The organism is Mesorhizobium sp. M2A.F.Ca.ET.043.02.1.1 (assembly GCF_003952405.1).
Classification (GTDB): Bacteria; Pseudomonadota; Alphaproteobacteria; order Rhizobiales; family Rhizobiaceae; genus Mesorhizobium.
Genome location: NZ_CP034445.1, coordinates 1,675,298 through 1,694,156 on the forward strand (window position 1 = coordinate 1,675,298; position 18,859 = coordinate 1,694,156).

The window sequence follows — 18,859 nt, forward strand, 5'->3', positions numbered from 1 at the left end:
TGGCTGGCGACCGGCTCATGCGAGCCTTGTGCGGTAGAAAGCAGCCGCGCCTATGATGATAATGCCCTTGATGATGAGCTGCATCTCGATCGGGAAGCCCAGCAAGAGCACCAGATTGTTGATGACGACCAGGACCGCGACGCCAAGCAAAGCGGCAAAGATGTTGCCGCGTCCGCCGGTGAGCGCCACGCCGCCCATGACCGCCGCGACGACCGAGTCGAGTTCGTAGCCCTGGCCGACCCAGTTGGAGACCGTCCCGACATAGCCGAGCAGGAACAGGCCTCCGATGCCGGCGCAGACCGAGCAGATGACGTAGCAGAAGATGATGACGCGATCGGGCGCGACACCGTTGAGGAACGCGGCCTTGGGATTGCTGCCCACCATGAATATTTCGCGCCCGAGACGTGAGCGGTGCAGCACGATGCCGAAGACGATAGCCAGCAGCGCCAGGGTGATGAGGTTGACCGGGATGCCAAGGATGCGGCCCGAGGCCAGAAAGCCCATGCCCGGCGGCAGCGTGCTGATCGGCGCGCCGCCCGTATAGGCAAAACGGACGCCCTGCAGGATGATCATCATGGCCAGCGTGGCAAGGAACGGGCTGACGTTGCGCTTGGCGACCAGCCAGCCGTTGACGAGGCCGACGACGGCGGAGAAGGCGATCGCCGCCATGAAGATCAGAGGGATCGCGTCATTGGTCGTCGCCTTGAAGGCGGTTGCAAGCACGGCCACCGTCGCCATCAGCGAGGCCACCGACAGGTCAAGCCCGCGCACCAGGATGACGAAGGTCTGACCGACCACCACCATGCCGAGCGGGGCCGCGATGGTGAGCACGTTAACCAGGTTGGCCGGCTGCAGGAAAGTGGGCGAGAGCGCTGCCGCGACCAGCAGCAGCGCGAGGAGGAAGACGATCAATCCATAGCGCTCGAAAACCGAGGCGACGGACATGCCTCGCGACCGGGGCAGCGGTGTCTCCAGCGGCGCCATCACTGCCTCCGCCTCGTGGTGTAGATGCTGACGGCGATGATGATGATCAGGCCCTGGATTACCCACTGGTAATAGGAAGACACGTTGAGGAAGTTCAGCAAATTGTTGAGCATCGTCACCAGGAGCACGCCGAGCAGCGTGCCGAGGACGCCGCCGCGCCCGCCGGCGAGAATGGTGCCGCCGACCACCACCGGCGTGATCGATTGCAGCGTCAAGGCGGTGCCGATGCGCGGATCGCCGACACCGGTGCGGGCGGTCAGGAAGATCGCCGCCAGCCCGGCGCACAGGCCGGACAGCGCATAGGCCATCACCACGATGCGGTTCACCGGCAGGCCGTTTAGCCGCGCTGCCTCGCGGTCGCCGCCGACGAAGTAGATGCTGCGGCCCGAGCGTGAGCGCTGAAGCCAGAGGCCGGCAAGCGCGAAGATCACGACCAGGACGATCGCCGTCACCGGGATGCCCCACAGCTTCGCGTAGGAGAAGTCGGCCAGGCCGCGCGGGACTGACCCGCCCGGCTCCTTGTTGTACATCAGCGTGCCGCCGAAGATGATCGACGACATCCCGAGCGTGACGATCAGCGGGTGGACGCGCAGCACGATGGTGAGAAGCCCGTTGAGTGCGCCGATCGCCGTCGCGGCGATCAGGGCGAGCGGCAGGGCCAGCCAGAACAGGTCCGGCCGCCATTCGAGGAAATGCGCGATGAAGACGGTCGAGGCGCTGACGAGCGAGCCGACCGCAAGGTCGATGCCGCCGAGTAGCACCACGAATGTCTGGCCAAGGCTGACCATGCCCAGCACGACGAGCTGCTGGAACAGGTTGCCGAAGTTGCGCCAGGTGAGGAACCGATCTGACAGGAAGCCGCCAGCCACAACGAGCAGGATGAGCAACGCCACAACGATCACATAGGACAATGAAAGCCGGTTGCGGCGAAATTCGGCAACGACGGCGCTCATGCGACCTGCTCCAGCCGCGCCTTGCCCTCGCGCCGGACGACCGAGCGCACGGCGAGATCCATGATCGTCTCTTCGGTGGCGGACGCGCCGTCGATCTCGCCCGCGCCATGGCCCTGCGACATCACGAAGATGCGGTCCGACAGGCCGATGATCTCCGGCAGCTCGGAGCTGATCATGAGAATGCCCACGCCCTGCTCTGCCAAATTGCGCACGATGCGGTAGATTTCGACCTTGGCGCCGATGTCGACGCCGCGCGTCGGCTCGTCGAGGATGAGCAGCTTGCGGGCGATGCGCGACCAGCGGCCGAAAAGCACCTTCTGCTGGTTGCCGCCGGAAAGATTGCCGACCTTGACCTCCGGCGAAGGCGCGGCGACGGCGAAGTTGCGCATCTGCTCGAGAGCGATGTCGCGTTCGCCACGCCGGTCGATCAGGCCTCGTCTGGTGACGCCGGCCAGATCGGGCGCCATGACATTCGCCGAGATCGGCAGGCCGAGGAAGAGCCCCTCATCCTTGCGGTTCTCGGTCAGAAAGCCGACGCCGTTGCGGATCGCCTCGCGCGGCATGCGCCGGTCTAGCGGCTTGCCCTCGAATTCGATCGTGCCGCCATCGAGGTCGCGCGTGCCGAAGATGACCTCCGCCACTTCGGTGCGGCCCGAGCCGACCATGCCGGCGATGCCGACGACCTCGCCTGGCCTGACGGAGAGGCTGACATCGCGCACGCGGTGGCCGGCTCGAAGGTTGCTGACCTTGAGGATGTCCGGCCCGCTGGCTGGCGCCTTGCGGCGTGCCGGATAGATCTGCTCGAGGCGGCGTCCGACCATCTTGGTGATCATCTCGTCGCGTGTCAGGTCGCCGACGGGACCAGTCCCCGCCACTTGTCCATCCTTCAGGATCGTTACGCGGTCGGCGATCTCGAAGATCTCTTCCAGGCGGTGCGAGACATAGACGATGCCGACGCCTTTGCCTTTCAGCCGCCGCATGTTGTCGAACAGGAGATCGACCTCGTGGCCGGAGATCACGGCCGTCGGCTCGTCGAGCACGAGGAGCCTCACCTCCCCGACCAGCGCCTTGGCGATCTCGACCATCTGCTGGTCGGCAAGCGGCAATTCGTCGATCTTGGCATGGGTAGAGATCTTCACGCCGAGCTGCGACAGGATCTCGGCTGCCCGCGCATGGCGGGCGCGGCTGGAGATCAGGCCCAGGCCGCTGCGCGGCTGCGCGTCGACCAGGATGTTCTCGGCGACCGAAAGCTCGGGAAACAGAGCGAGTTCCTGATGGATGACGTGGATACCCGCCGCGCGCGCCTGCTTGGGCGACTGCCAGGAAACCGGCTTGCCGAGATAGGTCATGCTGCCGCCATTCGGCTTGATGGCGCCGCCCATGACGCGGATGAGCGTTGATTTTCCCGCGCCGTTTTCGCCGAGAAGAGCATGGATCTCGCCAGGACGAACGGCAAAGTTCACCTTGTCCAGGGGTTTTACGCCCGGATACTCCTTCTCGATGCGACTGAGCTCGATGACGGGAGTGACCATTTATCCGATGCTCGAAATTCCGGTTACGCAAGGGTGTGCGTCCAAAGGAACGCACACCCTGTCAGGCTGGGAGGCTTACTTCGGATAATCGGGCTTGAACGTGCTCGGATTGTACCCCGCCGGCAAGCCATTGCTCGGCGACAGGTCGCCCGGGTCGCTCATGCTGACATGGTCGAGAAGGTGGCGGTCACCCTTGACCGAAACCGTGTCGGCTCCGGGCGAGGTCACCACATTGAAACTGACCTCGACCTTTTCCGGAACCGGTATGCCCTTCATGACATCGAGCACGGTCTCGACACCGGTGATACCCATCGAAGTCGGATAGTCGATACCGACCATCTTGATGTTGTGCTGGGAGGCCAGCTGATACATCAAGGCGATGTCGCCGCCGGTCATCGGCGGAATTTCACCGTCCTTGTAGCCGGCCGCGAGGAAGGCCTGGATGGCGCCCGAGCCCTGCAACGCGCTGTCGGCCAGCACGCCGTTGATCTCCTTGCCGTGCTTCTGGATGAGTGCGGCCATCACCGATTTGCCGGTCGCGGGATTCCAGTCGCAATACTGCTTCTCCAGCACCTTGATGCCGGGGAACTTGCCGAACACCTCTTCATTCGCCTTGATGCGGATTTCGGCGACGCTCGAGCCGGCAATACCGGGCAGCATGACGATGTTGCCCTTACCGCCAAGCGTTTCGCACAGCCACAGGGCTTCGAGGCGACCGAGCGCCCAGTCCGAAGCGGTGATGTAGGTGATGTAGTTGCTTGCCGTCTTGACCTTGCGGTCGACCATGATGACGGGAATTCCCTGCTCCATGGCGCGGCCGACGACGGAGTCCAACGCGTCTTCCGTGGCGGCGGCGATCAGCAAGACATCGACGCCCTGGCTGATCAGGTCCTGGATATCGGCGATCTGCTTCGAGGGATCGTCATTGGCGTCGGTCGCCAGAAGATGCGTGATCTCGTCGCGATGCTGGCCGGCCGCCCAGAACACGCCGTGCTGGAACGCCACGCGCCAGGCATTCGATATCGAGGCGTTGGAGAAGCCGATCGTATAGGGACCTTCCTTTTTCCACTTCGAGGTGTCGACCATGGAGTTGGCGTTCGGATTCCAGATCCAGGTCCGCGGCACGCCGTAATAGCCGGGCTTGGTTTCCTCCGCCGCGGCGGGCGCGGTCGCGCCGAGCCCCAGGGTCGAGACGGCGCCGGCAGCCGCCAGAGCGGCGGGCGCCTTGCGGATCAAGCTCGCACGAGATATTTTTTGATCGAAGATGCTCTTTATAGTCATATTTTCCTCCTCCTTGGTACCTTTTCGGATGCCGATTGTTCCTACCCCAAATAAAAATTGGAAAATTTATAGTCTATTTCGCAATTTATATCGAAAAATACAAAGCGCCCAGCGACAACCGATTGCCCAAGCCTCCCAACGCTTCGGATTAGCGGCTGCATCGCCGCGAAGGTCAATCACCTGAGTTGTAATAGCTGCTATTACGATTTTCTCGATTGGGCACGGCGGCGGTTGCGATCTAATAGGCCGCAGGTACCGGGAGCCTGAGGTACGCCCGGGGGAGGATCGACCCTTGAAAATTCTCGTTGTGCTGCGAATGATCCCGGATTCCGCGGGCGAGCTCGAACTGACGAGCGACGGACGCGGCATCGACCGCGAGTGGCTGGATTTCCAGCTCAACGATTTTGACGACCATGCGCTGGAAGAGGCGATCCTTTTGAAGGAAGCGTCCGGCGCGACGGTCGTGGCCGTCGCCATCGGCGAGGGAAGCACCCGTGTGCTGCAAATGGCGGTTGCCCGCGGCGCGGACGAAGCGGTCGCGCTCGAAGCCGAAGCGGATGGCATGATCGACTCGCGGGCGATTGCCAGCTCGATCGTTGCGCTCGCACGCTCCAAGGCCGCCGATCTTGTCCTTTGCGGCGTCCAGTCGACCGAGGATCTGTTCGGCCAGCTCGTGCCCTATGCCGGCGCCCTGCTCGGCTGGCCGCATGTCTCGGGGTCCAGCCGGGTCGACATCGAGGCCTCGGCCCTTCGCGTGACACAGGAGCGCGGCGGAGGCATCGCCGCGACCTACGAAATTGCGCTGCCGGCGGTGATCGGCGTGCAGACCGCATCCAAGGCGCCACGCTATGTTTCGGGCAGCAAGCTGAGAGAGGCGTCGAAGACGGCCATAGGCAAGGCGCCGTCCGTACCTGCCGGGTTCGAAAGATCAGCCGAGATCGTCGCGCTGAGATTGCCTGGACAGCGCGGCAGCGGCGAAAATCTCGGAGACAATCCCGAAAATGTCGCCGACAGGCTGGCCAGCATCCTGGCGGCCAAAGGCTTTGCAGGAGTTTAAGCGATGCGGATTGTCGCCTGCACGGAAGGCTCATTCGGCAAGATCGAGCCGTTTTCGCTGGAAATGATCACCGCGGCGCGCGCGGCCGGCGCGGCGGGTGACGAGGTCGTCGCTTTCTTCGCCGGCCAGGAGCTAGAGCCCGCCGCCGCGAACCTCGGCGCCGCCGACAGGCTCGTCGCGGCAAGCGCCGGCGGCTCCCAGCTCATCGCCGCCGAATCCTATGCCCGGCTGCTTAAGGATACCGTTGCAGCCGAGGAGCCCGGCCTGGTGCTGGTGCCCTACTCCGCCAACGGGCTCGACGTCGCCGGCGACCTCGCTGCACGCACGGGTTGGCCGCTGGTCTCCTATGTCAACGAAATTCACCGCGACGGCGACCGGTTGACCGTCGTCGCGCAGGTTTACGGCGGCAAGATCCTCGCCGAATGCAGCGTGCCGCTGCCGGCCATCCTGATGGTCAATCCCGGCGCCTTCGCCGAGGCGGAACGGCGCGCAGTCGATCCGTCCAAGCTGCAGCATTCCGACGCCACGTCCATCGTGGCCGAAGGCAAGGTGCGTCTCGTCGGCGTCGACGTTCCCAACTATGACAGCGTCGACCTCACGACGGCCGAGCGGATCGTCTGCGTCGGCCGCGGCATCGGCGACGAGGCCAGCATCGACATCGCGCGTGGGCTCGCGGATATCCTTGGCGCGGAGATCGCCGGCAGCCGCCCGGTGGTGGACAGCGGCTGGCTGCCCAAGGTGCGGCAGGTCGGCAAATCCGGCCAGAAGGTGAAGCCGAAGCTCTACCTGGCGCTCGGCGTCTCCGGCGCCCCGGAACATCTCGAAGGCATGTCGAAGTCGGACCTCATCATCGCCGTGAACACAGACCCCAAGGCGCCGATCTTCAATGTCGCGCATTTCGGCGCGACCTGCGACCTGTTCGATCTCGTCGCCAATCTGAGCGAGCGGCTGCAGCCCGGCCGCTGATATGAGCGAAACGCCTATACTGTGGATCGTCACGCTGGCGGCCGTCGCGCTGACGTTCTGGCGCTCCCGCCGCTACATCGCCGCGCTGGTGCAGGCGCCGGGCGCAAGCCGCTTCGACCAGCCCTGGCGCCGCCTGGAAGGTGTGGCCATCGCGCTTGGCCTGCATCGCAAGATGCTGCGCAAGCCGCTCTCCGGGATACTGCACGCGCTGATCTTCGTTTCGTTCTTTGTCCTGTTCACCGTCACGGTCGAGGCGTTCGGCTCACGCCTGTTTCCCGGCTTTTCACTCGCGCCAGTTGGCGGCGACAGCTGGATCGCCTTGCTCCAGGATTTGTTCGCGGTGCTGATGCTGCTGGGTCTCGGCCTGGCCGTCTACCAGCGCTATATCCTGAAGCCGGCGCGGTTCAGGGGTTCGAGCGGAACCGATGCGGCGATCATTTATGTGCTCATCCTGCTCATCGTCTCATCCCTGCTGATCGAGGCCGGCGCACGGATCCTCGGCGGTGCCGACGGCTCATGGCGGCCGGTCGCGTCGCTTATAGCCGATCTGCTCCGTGCGTTGAGCTTTCCCGCCGATCCGGCGGAGCGGATCGCCTATTGGGTCCATATCGGCGCCATCCTCGCCTTCCTGATCTATATTCCAGGCTCGAAGCATCGGCACATGTTCCTGGCCGCGCCGAACATCTATTTTCGCAACCTCGAAGCGGCCGGGACCGCGCCCGCCGTGCCTCCCGATCGCGAGAGTCCGGGCGTGGCTTCGCTCGCCCAGTTCGACTGGAAGCAGCAGCTCGACCTCTTGTCCTGCACCGAGTGCGGACGCTGCCAGGCGGTCTGCCCGGCCTATGCCTCGGGCTTGCCTCTCAGCCCGAAGATGCTGATCACCGATATGCGCGACGCGCTGGCGAACGACGCGTCGGTTCCTCTGGTCGGCGGAGTGATCGCCGAAGAGACGCTCTGGGCCTGCACGACCTGCCGCGCCTGCATGGAGGCCTGTCCGGTCGAGATCGAGCATCTGCCCAAGATCAACGACATGCGGCGCCATCTGGTCGATGAAGGTCATGTCAGCCCCATGCTCCAGGACGCGCTGTCGAACCTCACGCGCCTCGGGAACTCGATGGGCAAACCGTCGAAGATGCGGGCGCGCTGGACCAAGGAACTCGGCTTCCCGGTCAAGGACGCGCGCAGCGAACCGGTCGACGTGTTGTGGTTCGTCGGCGACTACGCATCCTACGACCCGCGCGTCCAGGACGTGACCCGCAAGGTCGCCGAGCTTTTCACGGCCGCCGGCGTCGATTTCGGCATTCTCTTCGATGCCGAGCGCAACAGCGGCAACGACGTGAGGCGCGCCGGCGAGGAAGGCCTGTTCGAAACACTTGCCCAATCCAACATCGACGCGATCCGCGCCTGCAGCTTCAACCGCATCGTCACCACGGATCCGCACAGCCTCAACGCGCTGAAGAACGACTACCGCCATTTTGGCGGCGCGTTCGAGGTGCTTCACTACACGGCGCTGCTTGCCGAACTGGTGGCGGCGGGCAGGCTTGATATTGCCCCGGCCGACGGCGCCACGGTGACCTATCACGATCCCTGCTATCTCGGTCGCTACAATGGCGGATTCGACGCGCCGCGTGACCTGATCAGAGCGGCGGGCTATACGCTGCACGACATGCCGCGCTGCCGCGAGAATTCCTTCTGCTGCGGCGCCGGCGGCGGTCGCATCTGGCAGGGCGACGACGGCGTCAAGGAACGCCCCAGCGAAAACCGCATCCGCGAGGCGCTTGGCCTGGGCGTCGGAATCTTCGTCGTCGCCTGCCCCAAGGACAAGGTCATGTACACCGCCGCCACCGACGCGCTTGGCGTGGCAAGCAGTTTGAGGATCCTCGACGTGGCCGAGTTGATCAACCTGCGCGAGGCATCTCGTGCCTGACGGTTTTCTGGATTGCTGGCGGAGCCGGCATTCCGGCACCGCTCGATGCCGGAGACGGGAAGTGCTGCGTAGTCGGGATGAACTTTGGGCAAGTCTGCTACCTGTGTGGCTCACAACGTCCGCTTTCAGGCTGCGGGGACTGCGCCTAACATCAGCAGGAGGCGCAAAGCGGTCATCCGTGGCTGTGTAACAAACTGGGTAACCAGCCATAAGAAAATTCCAATAATTTCAATGGTTTAAACAAGAACTCGAAAGAGGCTCTCTCCGCCATCGCTGTTGCTACGATGTTGAATCGCCTGCAGATTTCGCAACCCTAGTCTTCAAGGCCCGCATTTTACCCCACATTTTGAACAGGATGTGGCGGCTTATTGAGCGACCGAAGAGGACAAAGCATATGAGATCAAATCATCGCGGGACATGCCGGGCCCGAAACCCCGGAAGGACAAAGAGCGGGATACCCGGGAGGCGGAGGCCAAACGCCCGACAAGACCAATGACCGGGACCGCGACCTCGTCCACGGTGATGGTCAAACCTCCGGGATAAAGTCTGAGCAGGGCGTGGCCTCAAAATAGTCAAAGACAGCCACGGCAGGCTTGCCCGGGTAGAAAGCGTTGTTTGCCCGCTTTGAGGCCTTACCGCTCGCGGGCTAGACTGGCTCAATGATTTTCAAACTAACGTTTCTTGGCACCTCGGCCAGCGTACCCTCTGCCGAGCGAAATCACCCTGCCCTGCTCATCGAGGCCGGAGGCCACCGAATTCTGGTTGATTGCGGGGAAGGCACGCAGCGCCAGCTGCTGCGCAGCGGCGCCGGCTTCAGGCGGCTTCATCGCCTGTTGCTCACGCATGCCCATTTCGACCATATCCTTGGAATCCCCGGCCTGTTCTCGACACTCCGGTTGCGGCAAAGTGACGATCTCCTGACCGTCCACGGAGGCTCGGACACCCTGGACCTCGTTGTGCGCATGCTCGCTGGTCTGTGGGGTGAAGGACGAGCGCCGATCCCACTAAAGCTCGAGCCGCTGACGCCCGGCCGGTTTTTCGACGCGGACGAATTCATGATCGACTGCTTTCAGGTTCGTCACCGCGACACCGATAGCTACGGCTTCGTGCTCGAGACTCCACCGCGCCGCCACCTTCGCGCCGAGCACCTCACGTCTCTGGGCGTGCCAGACCGTCCAATCAGGAAAGAACTGGTAGAAGGCCGGTCTATAACCCTCGTCGATGGCCGAACAGTTGCTCCCGAAGATGTATTAGGCCCGCTGGAAGCAGGCAAGAAGCTGGTCATCATCGGCGATACGGAGTCGACCGATGATCTCGCGGACCATGTCCGCGGCGCCGACCTTCTGGTGATCGAGGCCACCTTCCTGGAACGGGATGCGACCATGGCCCGCGACTATGGTCATCTCACGGCCGCGCAGGCGTCATCCCTGGCAGCGATGAGCGACGTGAAGCAGCTCGTTCTTACGCATATCTCTGGTCGATATGCCGACGAAGAAATACTCGCGGAAGCCGTGCGGACATTTCCGAACAGCCGTATTGCGGCTGATCTCGATGTGCTCACCATATAATGGCCGACGATGAAATTCAGGTTAGGCATCATTTCTGACACGCACGGCCTATTGAGGCCTGAGGCGGAACGACGCTTGGCCGGGGTAAACCACATCATCCATGGCGGAGACATTGGCAGTCCTGACGTTATTTCCGGGCTTCAGCAGATCGCACCGGTTACCGCGATCAGAGGCAACGTGGATACGGCCCGGTGGGCTTCGACCTACGCCGATACGGCGTTAGTGCGGCTGGCAGGCCGAACCTTCTACGTCCTTCATGATCTCAAGGCGCTTCAGGTCTCACCAGCGGCACTCGGCATCGACATGGTCGTGTCGGGTCACTCCCATGTGCCAAAACTCAAAACCGTTGACGGTGTGCTCTACCTTAATCCGGGCAGCGCCGGTCACCGTCGTTTTAAGTTGCCGATCACGCTTGCGACGGTTGATATCACGCCTGACGGTCTACAGCCGGCTATTCACGATCTAAGTAGCGGCTAAGGCGCGGGCTCAAGGCGGTCGGGTGCCAAGCGGGACGCATCGGCCGAATGAACGCCCGCGCGCGATCAATCATGCGGCGCGGGCCAGATGCGGCCAATGCGTCACAGCCGATCGACGTGCTCGGGTTCGAAATCACCCGGCGGAACCTTTCCTGCCCAGCCTGACGGGGTTACGCTGGTTAGCAAATCAGCCTTCCTGAGAGGCTGCTGCCAAGCCGGCAGGTCATCCCAAAAGTGTCTTCACGTTGTAACCTCCCAATTGCAACCTGCATCGACGCGCTAGGGAATATGCGCCAACCGGGCGAGATTTGAGTTGGTAGGTCCCGCTGCCGGTTAAGAAGGCGTCCGGGAGTCTCGTTTGGAAGCAGCCAACGGTCTTGCCGCCTTAGGGACAACGCACAGGGTATTCACCTCAGTGACTCAGCCCCACCAGCGCGATGTCAGCTTTCGGGAACCAACGAACGCATTTGCTAATGGATCATCTTTTTACAGGCACTGCCGAATCGGCGCCCGCGGCTGTGATCTGCATGTGATGGCCCCGGCATCGCGGACGGTGCAAACAAGGTCCGTCGGCTCTACCTCGGCCATCAGTTTGCGGACTATATCGAACGCGCTTTTCATGGCCTCGCCTTGGCTCTTGAGAGAGGTTCCGTGCGCATCACGATAGACATCCCCGCCTTAGTAGTAGTCGGCCGGCGGAGCTTGCGATTCTTCTTAAAGGGATCGACTAAAGCGCTCCCGAGGCGTGTCCGGAGGCCTGCGCTCGCCGGCTGAAATCGGTCCGCCGAATGCTCCGGAAAAGCCTGGAACCCATAGGTCCTGGGCCATGTTGATCGATCTCGCGAATCTGCCTCCCGACGCGCAGCTTTTGCAGCGTCTCGAGCGCGACATGGCTGCAGCGGTCGAGAGCCGCGACGGCTGCGAGCGCAGAGCCCAATAGAGGCGCTTCATTGCCAAAATTGAATGGGAATACACACGGCAAGATCAGCCACCCAGCGATTGCAAAAGACGCCAGTTTACCATATCCATTGCGCCCGTTATGATGCCGGTGACCACGGGTTGCGCTGATGGGGACCTACCTTCGAACCAGGCGCGGGTAGACGGCGTGGTGCATAATCCTTTGGTTTCAATCGTGGTTGCCGCGCACAACGCCGAAGTGACGCTAGCGCGTGCACTCGATTGCCTTCTGAGTCAGAAAATAGAGAATTGGGAGGCGATCATCGTTGACGACGCCTCCACGGACCGCACCCCCGCGATCGCCGCCCGTTATGCGGAGCACGATAGCCGTTTTCGGGCATTGAGGTCTTGTGCGAATAGCGCCGCCGGCGCGCGCAATAGCGGGATTGCGACAGCGCGCGGAAACTGGCTCATGTTTCTTGATGCGGACGATTGGGTGGATGCCAGCTTCCTGTCGAAGATGCTGGCCGCACTGGAAACCGCCCCCGATGCAGTGGCCGGCTATTGCGGTTCCCAGCGCGTGATGCCCGATGGCGAACTCACCGCGTCTAACATCCCAACGGAGGTTGCGATCCAGCCCTTCGAAACATTCGCCCGACGGTGTGCCATACCAACCAACGCACTCCTGGTCGATCGGCAGACAATTGTCGAATTGGGCGGTTTCGATGTGTCGCTGCGTACCTGCGAGAACTGGGATCTGTGGCAGCGCGTCGCACGTCTAGGCAGAAATTGGGTGATGGTCGACGAGCCGCTGGCTTTCTATCAGGCCAGCCCCAACTCGCTCTCGGGTAATTCGAGGCAGGTGCTGGCAGATGCGGAAATCGTGATCGCCCGCGGTTTTTCTCCTGATCCCAGGGTCAAACATCCGGCATCGGCTCACGCCAATGGAGCGGTCGAGACGATCGGCCGCTCCGCATCTGAAGCCCTCGCGTGGTTCGCGTTGTGGAACGCCGCGTCGGATTGCGGCAGCGGCTCGCGTTCGATCGACCCGCAATCCCTGCGCGCGCTCCCCGCGCAACGCAAGTGGGCGCGACAGATCGCCGAGGTAGCCTTGGATGGCGTTATGGCAGGAAGCCTGTCGGCGCCGGCGCAATTGGCTGCCAGATGGGACAGGTTCGGCGGCGCCCTCACCGGGTTGATCACCAGGCTCGGAAAGGTTTGGGAAAATTCCGTCGCGGCTCGCCGCGTCCAGTATCACCTCGAACAGATGCTTCTCGACTTCGACGATCTCGCCGCGCCGCGACGGCTGGCGCTGACACTTGGACTTCGGGTCGATGCTCGAAATCCAGCCGCGACCGAACTTCCGGAAGGAATCGATCAAATCTATGCCTGGCTGATGCGGGATGCCCAGATCGAGGCTCGCGTGCAGTTTGGCGTGCTCGGGACCGTGGCAAGGCATCACTGGATTGAATTGACCGCAAATGTCGTGGCGCCGGACCAACTGACACGCGGGTCAGATCCGGACAGCCACTTCGGCAAACTCGAGCGATTGGCCGCGAAAGCGGTGGAGCTGGTACGGTGGAACGCCCAACCCACCGAGCCGCCTCCAGCGCCGCGCCATGCACGGGCCGCGGATGGGCGCGACAACGATCGCACGTCGTTCTGGAATGGCTATTTCGCGATCGAGGATCCCTGGAACTACGGTTCGTCCTATGAGCAGGAAAAATATGAGCGGCAGCTCGAAATTCTCCCTGCCGGCCACATCGACCGAGCGCTTGAACTGGCCTGCGCTGAGGGCCATTTCACGCGACAGCTCTCGCCGCGCGTGGGTCATCTGACCGCAACCGACATCTCCGCCATAGCCATCGAGCGAGCGCGCGAACGGTGCAGCGATCAGTCTAATGTTGAATTCGGCGTGCTGGATTTCGATGCGGACACGCTGCCGGGCGGGATGGATCTGATCTTTTGTTCGGAAGTGCTCTACTACCTGGATGATCTGGATGAGTTGCGGCGCATCGCTAACAAAATTGTCGAGGCGTTGGCGCCTGGCGGCAGTTTTGTCACCGCGCACGCATTCGTGCTGCGCGACGATCCGAAAAGGACGGGCTTCGACTGGAACACATTCGGTGCGCAAGCGATCTCGGAGACGCTGTCGGCAACCGAGGGCCTCGTCCTCGAGCAGTCAATCCAGACCGAACTCTATCGCATAGACCGTTTCCGCCGCCTGTCGCCGGGCGAGGTGGCGACCGAACCGAGGATTGACCATTTGCCGGTCCGCGCCCGAGTCGAAATCGGGGTCGCGCGAAAAGTCGTCTGGGGGGGGGCGCGGGCCTTGCGCCGCGACGTCGCCCGCAGCGAGCGGCGGCCGCATATCCCAGTCCTCATGTATCACAGCGTCGCCGATGATGGTCCGGCCGGGCTTGCCCGTTTTCGGCTCACGCCCGCCGCGTTCGCCAGTCAGATGGCATGGCTGCGCGCCAATGGCTTTCACGCGATTGGGTCCGAGCAGTTGGAACAGTCCATCGCCAACCGCCAGCCCTTTGTTGGCCGCCCGGTGCTCATCACCTTCGATGACGGCTTCCAGAACTTTGCCGACCATGCCTGGCCGATCTTGCGCGCGAACGACTTGACGGCAGAGGTGTTCCTGGTGACGGACTTGGTGGGTGAAAGTGCAAGATGGGACGCCGACAGCGGCCCGCCGACGCCGCTTATGGACGCCGCGACGGTGCGAAGCCTCGCCAGCGAAGGTGCGTTGTTCGGAAGCCATCTGGCGACGCATCGCGCGATCGACGGTCTGTCGAGCTCTGACCTTGCCGCCGAACTCCTGCGTTCTCGTATGTTCGTCGAACGGTGGACCGGTCGCAAAACCACGGCGTTCGCGGCACCCTACTCCGTCACCGACCGACGGCTTGGCCGGTTGGCCAGAGAGTGCGGCTATCGGATCGGCTTCGGCGGCAAACACGGGCCGGCGCACCTCGACTGCGATCCCATCGATCTTCCGCGCATCGAGATTCGCGGGGATCGCTCGCTCGATGACTTTGTTGCCGTTCTCGAGGCCGCGCTCGAATGAACAAATTGCTTCCGCTTTTTGTTTGGTGTCCCGCCCGACTGCCTCGTTCGCAAGTCTATTGGGCGACTTGGGACACGGCTGACATCAGCTCCCGCGGGCTTGGTGCCGCGAACATGTATCGCCCACCCTCCGGAACTTCCGTGAAGCTCCAGCGGACGATCCCCTGCCGGTCCAGTAGGAACTGGCCGATCAGTTGTCCGTGTCCCGTCGCCATCATCTGCTCGTCGGCTTCGGTCACTTCGTAGTGGTCTTTATTGTCGAGAAACTCGCTGGCCGCAAAAGGATCCATGGGACCGGGCAACTCGCCTGGTATGTTGACCCGCATATCCTTTGCCGCTGCCATCGAGACCTTGTACGGCCAGTTGGTCTCGTCTTGGGTGAATTCGAGATTGGGCAGTCCAAAGGCACGATGCGAAGCGCGTTCGGGGTCGGAAGCCGCAAGCAGATTCGGCATCGGGTGGTAACGGAAATAGAGACGTGCCCGCTCGATCGGCGTGTTGACCACCGTCAGGCTTCCCACGCCCTTTTCGCGCAGCTCCGGATCAAGCCGCGCCTGGGCGGCGATATGGCGCCGGCAGAACGCGCAATGCAGACCTCGGAAAAGGCCGACCAAGACCGGTTTTTGTCCGCGAAAATCGTCGAGCGCGATCTTGCCTTCCTGGGTTATGGCGTCGAGTACCACGTTCGGCGCACGATCGCCTGGTTGAAGCGGTATCAAGTCAATGCGCGCTGACATTGCCAACCTCCCAACCCGGCTAGTCGAGAAAAGGCAGCACCACAAGCCCTTCCGGGTCGAGCCCGTGCTGGGCGCATATACCCTGCGCCAGGGAAAAGTAGCGTTCGGCCTCGGCCAGATTGTCGAGGTCGAGATTGAGCGTTGCGAGACCATCATAGCACGGAAACAGCAGTTGCGGCTCGCCCGTTTCGCGAGCTACGTCCAGCGCTTCGTGGAATAAGCCAATCGCGAGTTCCGGACGGCCGTTGCACTGGTGGATCTGCCCAAGCACTATCAACGGTACGGACAGGTGCTCGCGCTGGTCGAGCGCCCGGTCGATCTCGATGGCCTTCTCGGCGGCCGGCACGCCCTCCGTCGGACAGCGATCCGTGAAAGTACAGCAAGCGACCGCCAGATTGGCGAGGAGGCGCGCCTGGTATCCCAAATCACCAATACGGCGCGCCACCTCAAGACCGCGCCGACAGACCTCCATCGCCTTTGCCGGGTCGATGGTCGTGTAAAGCACGCCGAGATTGGTGTAGCCGCGGCAAGCCGTGCCCATTAGACCGGCGGCTTCGGCCAATTCGATGCTGCGCTCGACCTGGCCAACGGCTTCGCGGTCTCGTCCAAGGCGTGCCAACGCGACAGCCTTCGTATTGAGCGCCTCGGCAGTCACAAGAGTGGCATCACGCCCAATCTCGGAGACATGTTCGGTTGTCAGCGTGCGTACGCAATCCAGCGCCGCGTCCGCCCATTTTGCCGCGAGAGCGTTGTCTCCGCTGCGGAACGCCTGTCGGCCACGTTCTTGCCAGAGATGCGCCTGCTCGACCGGGGCATCGGCGCCATCGAGCAGCGCTGCCGCTTCGGCGTAGCGCGATTCCGCGTTGTCCCGCTTGCCGACGTCCCAGAGCAGCCGACCGATCTTGCGCAAAACCCGCGCCGAAGCGACGCGATCGGCCGACGCGCGATATGCCTGCAGCACCGTCTCGTAGTGCTGGTGCGCGACGTCGCGGCGGCCTGCCGGGCCGCTCAAATCGGCAATGCGCTCTGCGATTGCCAGTTTGAGCGGTGTTTGCCCGGTCGCGCCCAACGCAGTCAGTGCTCGCTCGTAGAAACGAAGGGCGTCGTCGTTGGCATATATCATGCGGGCGCGATCGCCCGCCGCCTGCAGGTAACGCGCGCCCCTCTCCCGCTCGACACTCTGTGCGAAATGATGACCGAGCGCGGTCAAATCCTCGAGCCGTTCCGGCTTGTCGCCGCACAGTTGCTCCAAGGCGGCACCGACCCGCCCATGGATGTCGGACCGGCGTTGCAGGAGCAGATTCTGATAGATCACGTCCTGCAGCAATGTTTGTGTAAAGCGGTAGCTTTGCGACGAAACCGAACCTGATCCGGCTACCTCCTCTATGATTTCCGCATCGCAAAGCAGTTCGCAACCGGCTTCCAGACGGCCGGGGTCGGCTGTCACGGCTTTCAAAAGGGTCGCGTTGAAACGCGGGCCGATCACAGCGGCTTCCTGAGCCAACCGGCGCACCTCGTGCGGCAGCCGGTCGACGCGGGCAAGCAACATTGCCTGGATGGTGGCGGGAATGCCGGTTGCGACTTCGCCTGCCACTGTCCGCCATCGCTGGCCCTCGCGCATCAGTACACCGCGGTCGATAAGGCCGCGAACGATTTCCTCTACGAAAAGCGGATTGCCGCCCCCGCGCTCGAGGATCTGGTCGGGAAGCCCTCCTGCTGAGTTTACCCAACTCTCGCCGAAAAGCGCCGCCAGCAGTGCGCGTCCGTCATCATTGTTGAGCGGCGAAAGCCTGAGCGCTGTGTGACTGACCCGACTTGAGTCGAGCTGGTCGTTGTCCGGCGCCGGACGATGCGTGACCAGCAACATCAACCGCGTGCGTTCCAATCTGTCCATCACGAAACGCAGTGCCTCGAGCGACGCGGCGTCGGCCCAGTGCAGGTCTTCGACGACAATCAACAGCGGCGATAAAGCAAGCCGCCGTTCGATGATTGTGCGGACTGCGTAGAGAATTTGCCGACGCAACTGCTCGGGCTCGACATGCTGCAAGGTGGCATCGGGGTCGCCAAGGCCAAGCACATGGTAGATCAAAGGCATCAGCCGATCCGCCTCCTCGCCCTCCAGGCCGAGATCGGTTAGCAAGCCTGCGAGCTTGCCTCGCATCTCCTCCCCATTGTCGTTTTGCATCATCCCGGCAGCGCTGCGCACCACTGCGCCCAAGGCGCCAAATGATTGTTCCCCCAGCGGTGAGCACGTCGCCTGCCGCACGGCGACGTTGCGAAAACGATCCTCGTCGCCGACGCGGGCGACGAACTCCTTCACCAGCCGCGATTTCCCGATACCGGCTTCTCCGACAAGGCGGACAAGCTGGGCCGAGCCGCCGCACGCCTGGTCAAGGCTGGCCAGCATTCTATTGAGCTCCGCACCGCGGCCTATTATCGGCGCGCTCAGGCCGAGCGCCTCGAGCCCACGCGCTGCACGCGGCGTCGCAAGCGGTGCATCCAGTCGATGGACGAGCACGCTGCCAGCCTTGCCGCGAAGCGCGACATCGCCCAGCGACTCATATGAGAACGCATGGCGGGTCAGCCTGTGGGTGAGCTCGCCGACCAGCACCTCACCCGGTGCGGCTAGCGATTGTAGGCGTTGCGCCGTATTCACCGTGTCGCCGGTCACCGAATAGGATTTGGCGGTGCCGATGCCCAATCCTCCAGTAACGACCGGACCAGTGTTTATGCCGATGTGGAGTAACAGAGGCGAGCCGGAGTGGGAGGTGCTTTCGCCGAGCCGCGCCGTCCGGGCGATCATGTCGAGAGCGGCACGAAGCGCACGCTCCGGATCGTCTTCATGTGCGACCGGCGCACCGAACAAGGCGAGCAGCGCGTCGCCGATGAATTTGTCGACGAAACCACCAAAGTTTCGCACGGCCGCCGTCAATTCCTTAAACAAGTCGTTCTGCAGCGCTTGCATGACCTCTGGGTCGAGCTGCTCGCTGAGCGTCGTGAAGCCGCAAAGGTCCGCGAACAGGACCGTCACCGTTCGGCGATCGGCGTCGGAGGCGGGATGCAGCCCATCTTCGCTTTCGATGTTCCCAAGCAGCGACGGAGTTCGAGAAGGCGGCACAATGGTCCGGCTTGGTGTCGGAGCGGGACGCTCGACGACCTTTGCGGACGCACCGACACCAGCCCCGCATTTCGGACAGAACTCGAAATCAGGTGCGCAAAGGTAGCCGCAACTGGCGCATGGCACGGGCTGGCGCTTGCCACACTTCGGACAGAAGGCGAAACCGCGCTCAACCTCGAAACCGCAGCCCAAGCAGTCCATGCAACAAGACCTCACTTGCGGCCGTGACGGGCATGATCTCGCCACGTACTTCACGGCCAGGGTATTCACACAAGGATGAACCGATCGCCGTCG

The 18,859-nt window shown here is 62.9% G+C and carries 12 protein-coding genes; 6 read left to right on the forward strand and 6 right to left on the reverse strand.

Features of this window, described 5'->3' with window-relative positions; genetic code table 11:
* Positions 1–15 precede the first annotated feature (15 nt).
* From EJ068_RS07925 to EJ068_RS07940, 4 genes are all read right to left on the reverse strand, one after another.
* Positions 16–984: an ABC transporter permease gene (locus tag EJ068_RS07925; RefSeq protein WP_127253360.1), complete on the reverse strand. Its 969-nt coding sequence runs from the start codon at positions 982–984 to the stop codon at positions 16–18.
* Positions 984–1,937 (reverse strand): ABC transporter permease, encoded by a 954-nt coding sequence (locus EJ068_RS07930; RefSeq protein WP_127253361.1) that lies wholly within the window; start codon positions 1,935–1,937, stop codon positions 984–986. The genes EJ068_RS07925 and EJ068_RS07930 overlap by 1 nt, the downstream gene beginning before the upstream one ends.
* On the reverse strand, positions 1,934–3,469 hold the full coding sequence (locus tag EJ068_RS07935; protein WP_127253362.1) for a sugar ABC transporter ATP-binding protein: 1,536 nt from the start codon (positions 3,467–3,469) through the stop codon (positions 1,934–1,936). The genes EJ068_RS07930 and EJ068_RS07935 overlap by 4 nt, the downstream gene beginning before the upstream one ends.
* 75 nt (positions 3,470–3,544) lie before the next feature.
* Entirely contained in the window at positions 3,545–4,750 is a 1,206-nt protein-coding gene (locus EJ068_RS07940; protein WP_129554508.1) for a substrate-binding domain-containing protein, read from the reverse strand.
* A gap of 292 nt (positions 4,751–5,042) precedes the next feature.
* On the opposite strand from EJ068_RS07940, the gene EJ068_RS07945 reads away from it, so the two are divergent.
* From EJ068_RS07945 to EJ068_RS07970, 6 genes are all read left to right on the forward strand, one after another.
* Positions 5,043–5,807, forward strand: coding sequence for an electron transfer flavoprotein subunit beta/FixA family protein (locus EJ068_RS07945; protein ID WP_128298455.1), 765 nt, complete (start codon positions 5,043–5,045; stop codon positions 5,805–5,807).
* Between the two features lie 3 nt (positions 5,808–5,810).
* Positions 5,811–6,773 (forward strand): electron transfer flavoprotein subunit alpha/FixB family protein, encoded by a 963-nt coding sequence (locus tag EJ068_RS07950; protein ID WP_127386241.1) that lies wholly within the window; start codon positions 5,811–5,813, stop codon positions 6,771–6,773.
* Position 6,774: 1 nt separating this feature from the next.
* Positions 6,775–8,700 (forward strand): (Fe-S)-binding protein, encoded by a 1,926-nt coding sequence (locus EJ068_RS07955; RefSeq protein ID WP_127386242.1) that lies wholly within the window; start codon positions 6,775–6,777, stop codon positions 8,698–8,700.
* Positions 8,701–9,362: 662 nt separating this feature from the next.
* Positions 9,363–10,268, forward strand: a complete 906-nt coding sequence (locus EJ068_RS07960) for a ribonuclease Z (protein ID WP_127249266.1) — start codon at positions 9,363–9,365, stop codon at positions 10,266–10,268.
* Positions 10,269–10,277: 9 nt separating this feature from the next.
* Positions 10,278–10,745: a metallophosphoesterase family protein gene (locus EJ068_RS07965; protein WP_127249254.1), complete on the forward strand. Its 468-nt coding sequence runs from the start codon at positions 10,278–10,280 to the stop codon at positions 10,743–10,745.
* Between the two features lie 1,038 nt (positions 10,746–11,783).
* Positions 11,784–14,711 (forward strand): trifunctional glycosyltransferase/class I SAM-dependent methyltransferase/polysaccharide deacetylase, encoded by a 2,928-nt coding sequence (locus tag EJ068_RS07970; RefSeq protein ID WP_245463371.1) that lies wholly within the window; start codon positions 11,784–11,786, stop codon positions 14,709–14,711.
* Between the two features lie 55 nt (positions 14,712–14,766).
* On the opposite strand, the gene EJ068_RS07975 is transcribed toward EJ068_RS07970, so the two are convergent.
* Together EJ068_RS07975 and EJ068_RS07980 are read right to left on the reverse strand one after the other, a co-directional pair.
* Positions 14,767–15,447: a redoxin domain-containing protein gene (locus EJ068_RS07975; protein WP_126081354.1), complete on the reverse strand. Its 681-nt coding sequence runs from the start codon at positions 15,445–15,447 to the stop codon at positions 14,767–14,769.
* A 19-nt stretch (positions 15,448–15,466) separates the two neighbouring features.
* Positions 15,467–18,766, reverse strand: coding sequence for an adenylate/guanylate cyclase domain-containing protein (locus tag EJ068_RS07980; RefSeq protein WP_127249253.1), 3,300 nt, complete (start codon positions 18,764–18,766; stop codon positions 15,467–15,469).
* Positions 18,767–18,859: the final 93 nt, after the last annotated feature.

Excerpts from the sequence above, each read along its gene's own strand:
- EJ068_RS07925 (WP_127253360.1), bottom strand. The coding sequence starts at position 984 with ATGGCGCCGCTGGAGACACCGCTGCCCCGGTCGCGAGGCATGTCCGTC.
- EJ068_RS07930 (WP_127253361.1), bottom strand. The coding sequence starts at position 1,937 with ATGAGCGCCGTCGTTGCCGAATTTCGCCGCAACCGGCTTTCATTGTCC.
- EJ068_RS07935 (WP_127253362.1), bottom strand. The coding sequence starts at position 3,469 with ATGGTCACTCCCGTCATCGAGCTCAGTCGCATCGAGAAGGAGTATCCG.
- EJ068_RS07940 (WP_129554508.1), bottom strand. The coding sequence starts at position 4,750 with ATGACTATAAAGAGCATCTTCGATCAAAAAATATCTCGTGCGAGCTTG.
- EJ068_RS07950 (WP_127386241.1), top strand. The coding sequence starts at position 5,811 with ATGCGGATTGTCGCCTGCACGGAAGGCTCATTCGGCAAGATCGAGCCG.
- EJ068_RS07955 (WP_127386242.1), top strand. The coding sequence starts at position 6,775 with ATGAGCGAAACGCCTATACTGTGGATCGTCACGCTGGCGGCCGTCGCG.
- EJ068_RS07965 (WP_127249254.1), top strand. The coding sequence starts at position 10,278 with ATGAAATTCAGGTTAGGCATCATTTCTGACACGCACGGCCTATTGAGG.
- EJ068_RS07970 (WP_245463371.1), top strand. The coding sequence starts at position 11,784 with ATGATGCCGGTGACCACGGGTTGCGCTGATGGGGACCTACCTTCGAAC.
- EJ068_RS07975 (WP_126081354.1), bottom strand. The coding sequence starts at position 15,447 with ATGTCAGCGCGCATTGACTTGATACCGCTTCAACCAGGCGATCGTGCG.
- EJ068_RS07980 (WP_127249253.1), bottom strand. The coding sequence starts at position 18,766 with ATGGACTGCTTGGGCTGCGGTTTCGAGGTTGAGCGCGGTTTCGCCTTC.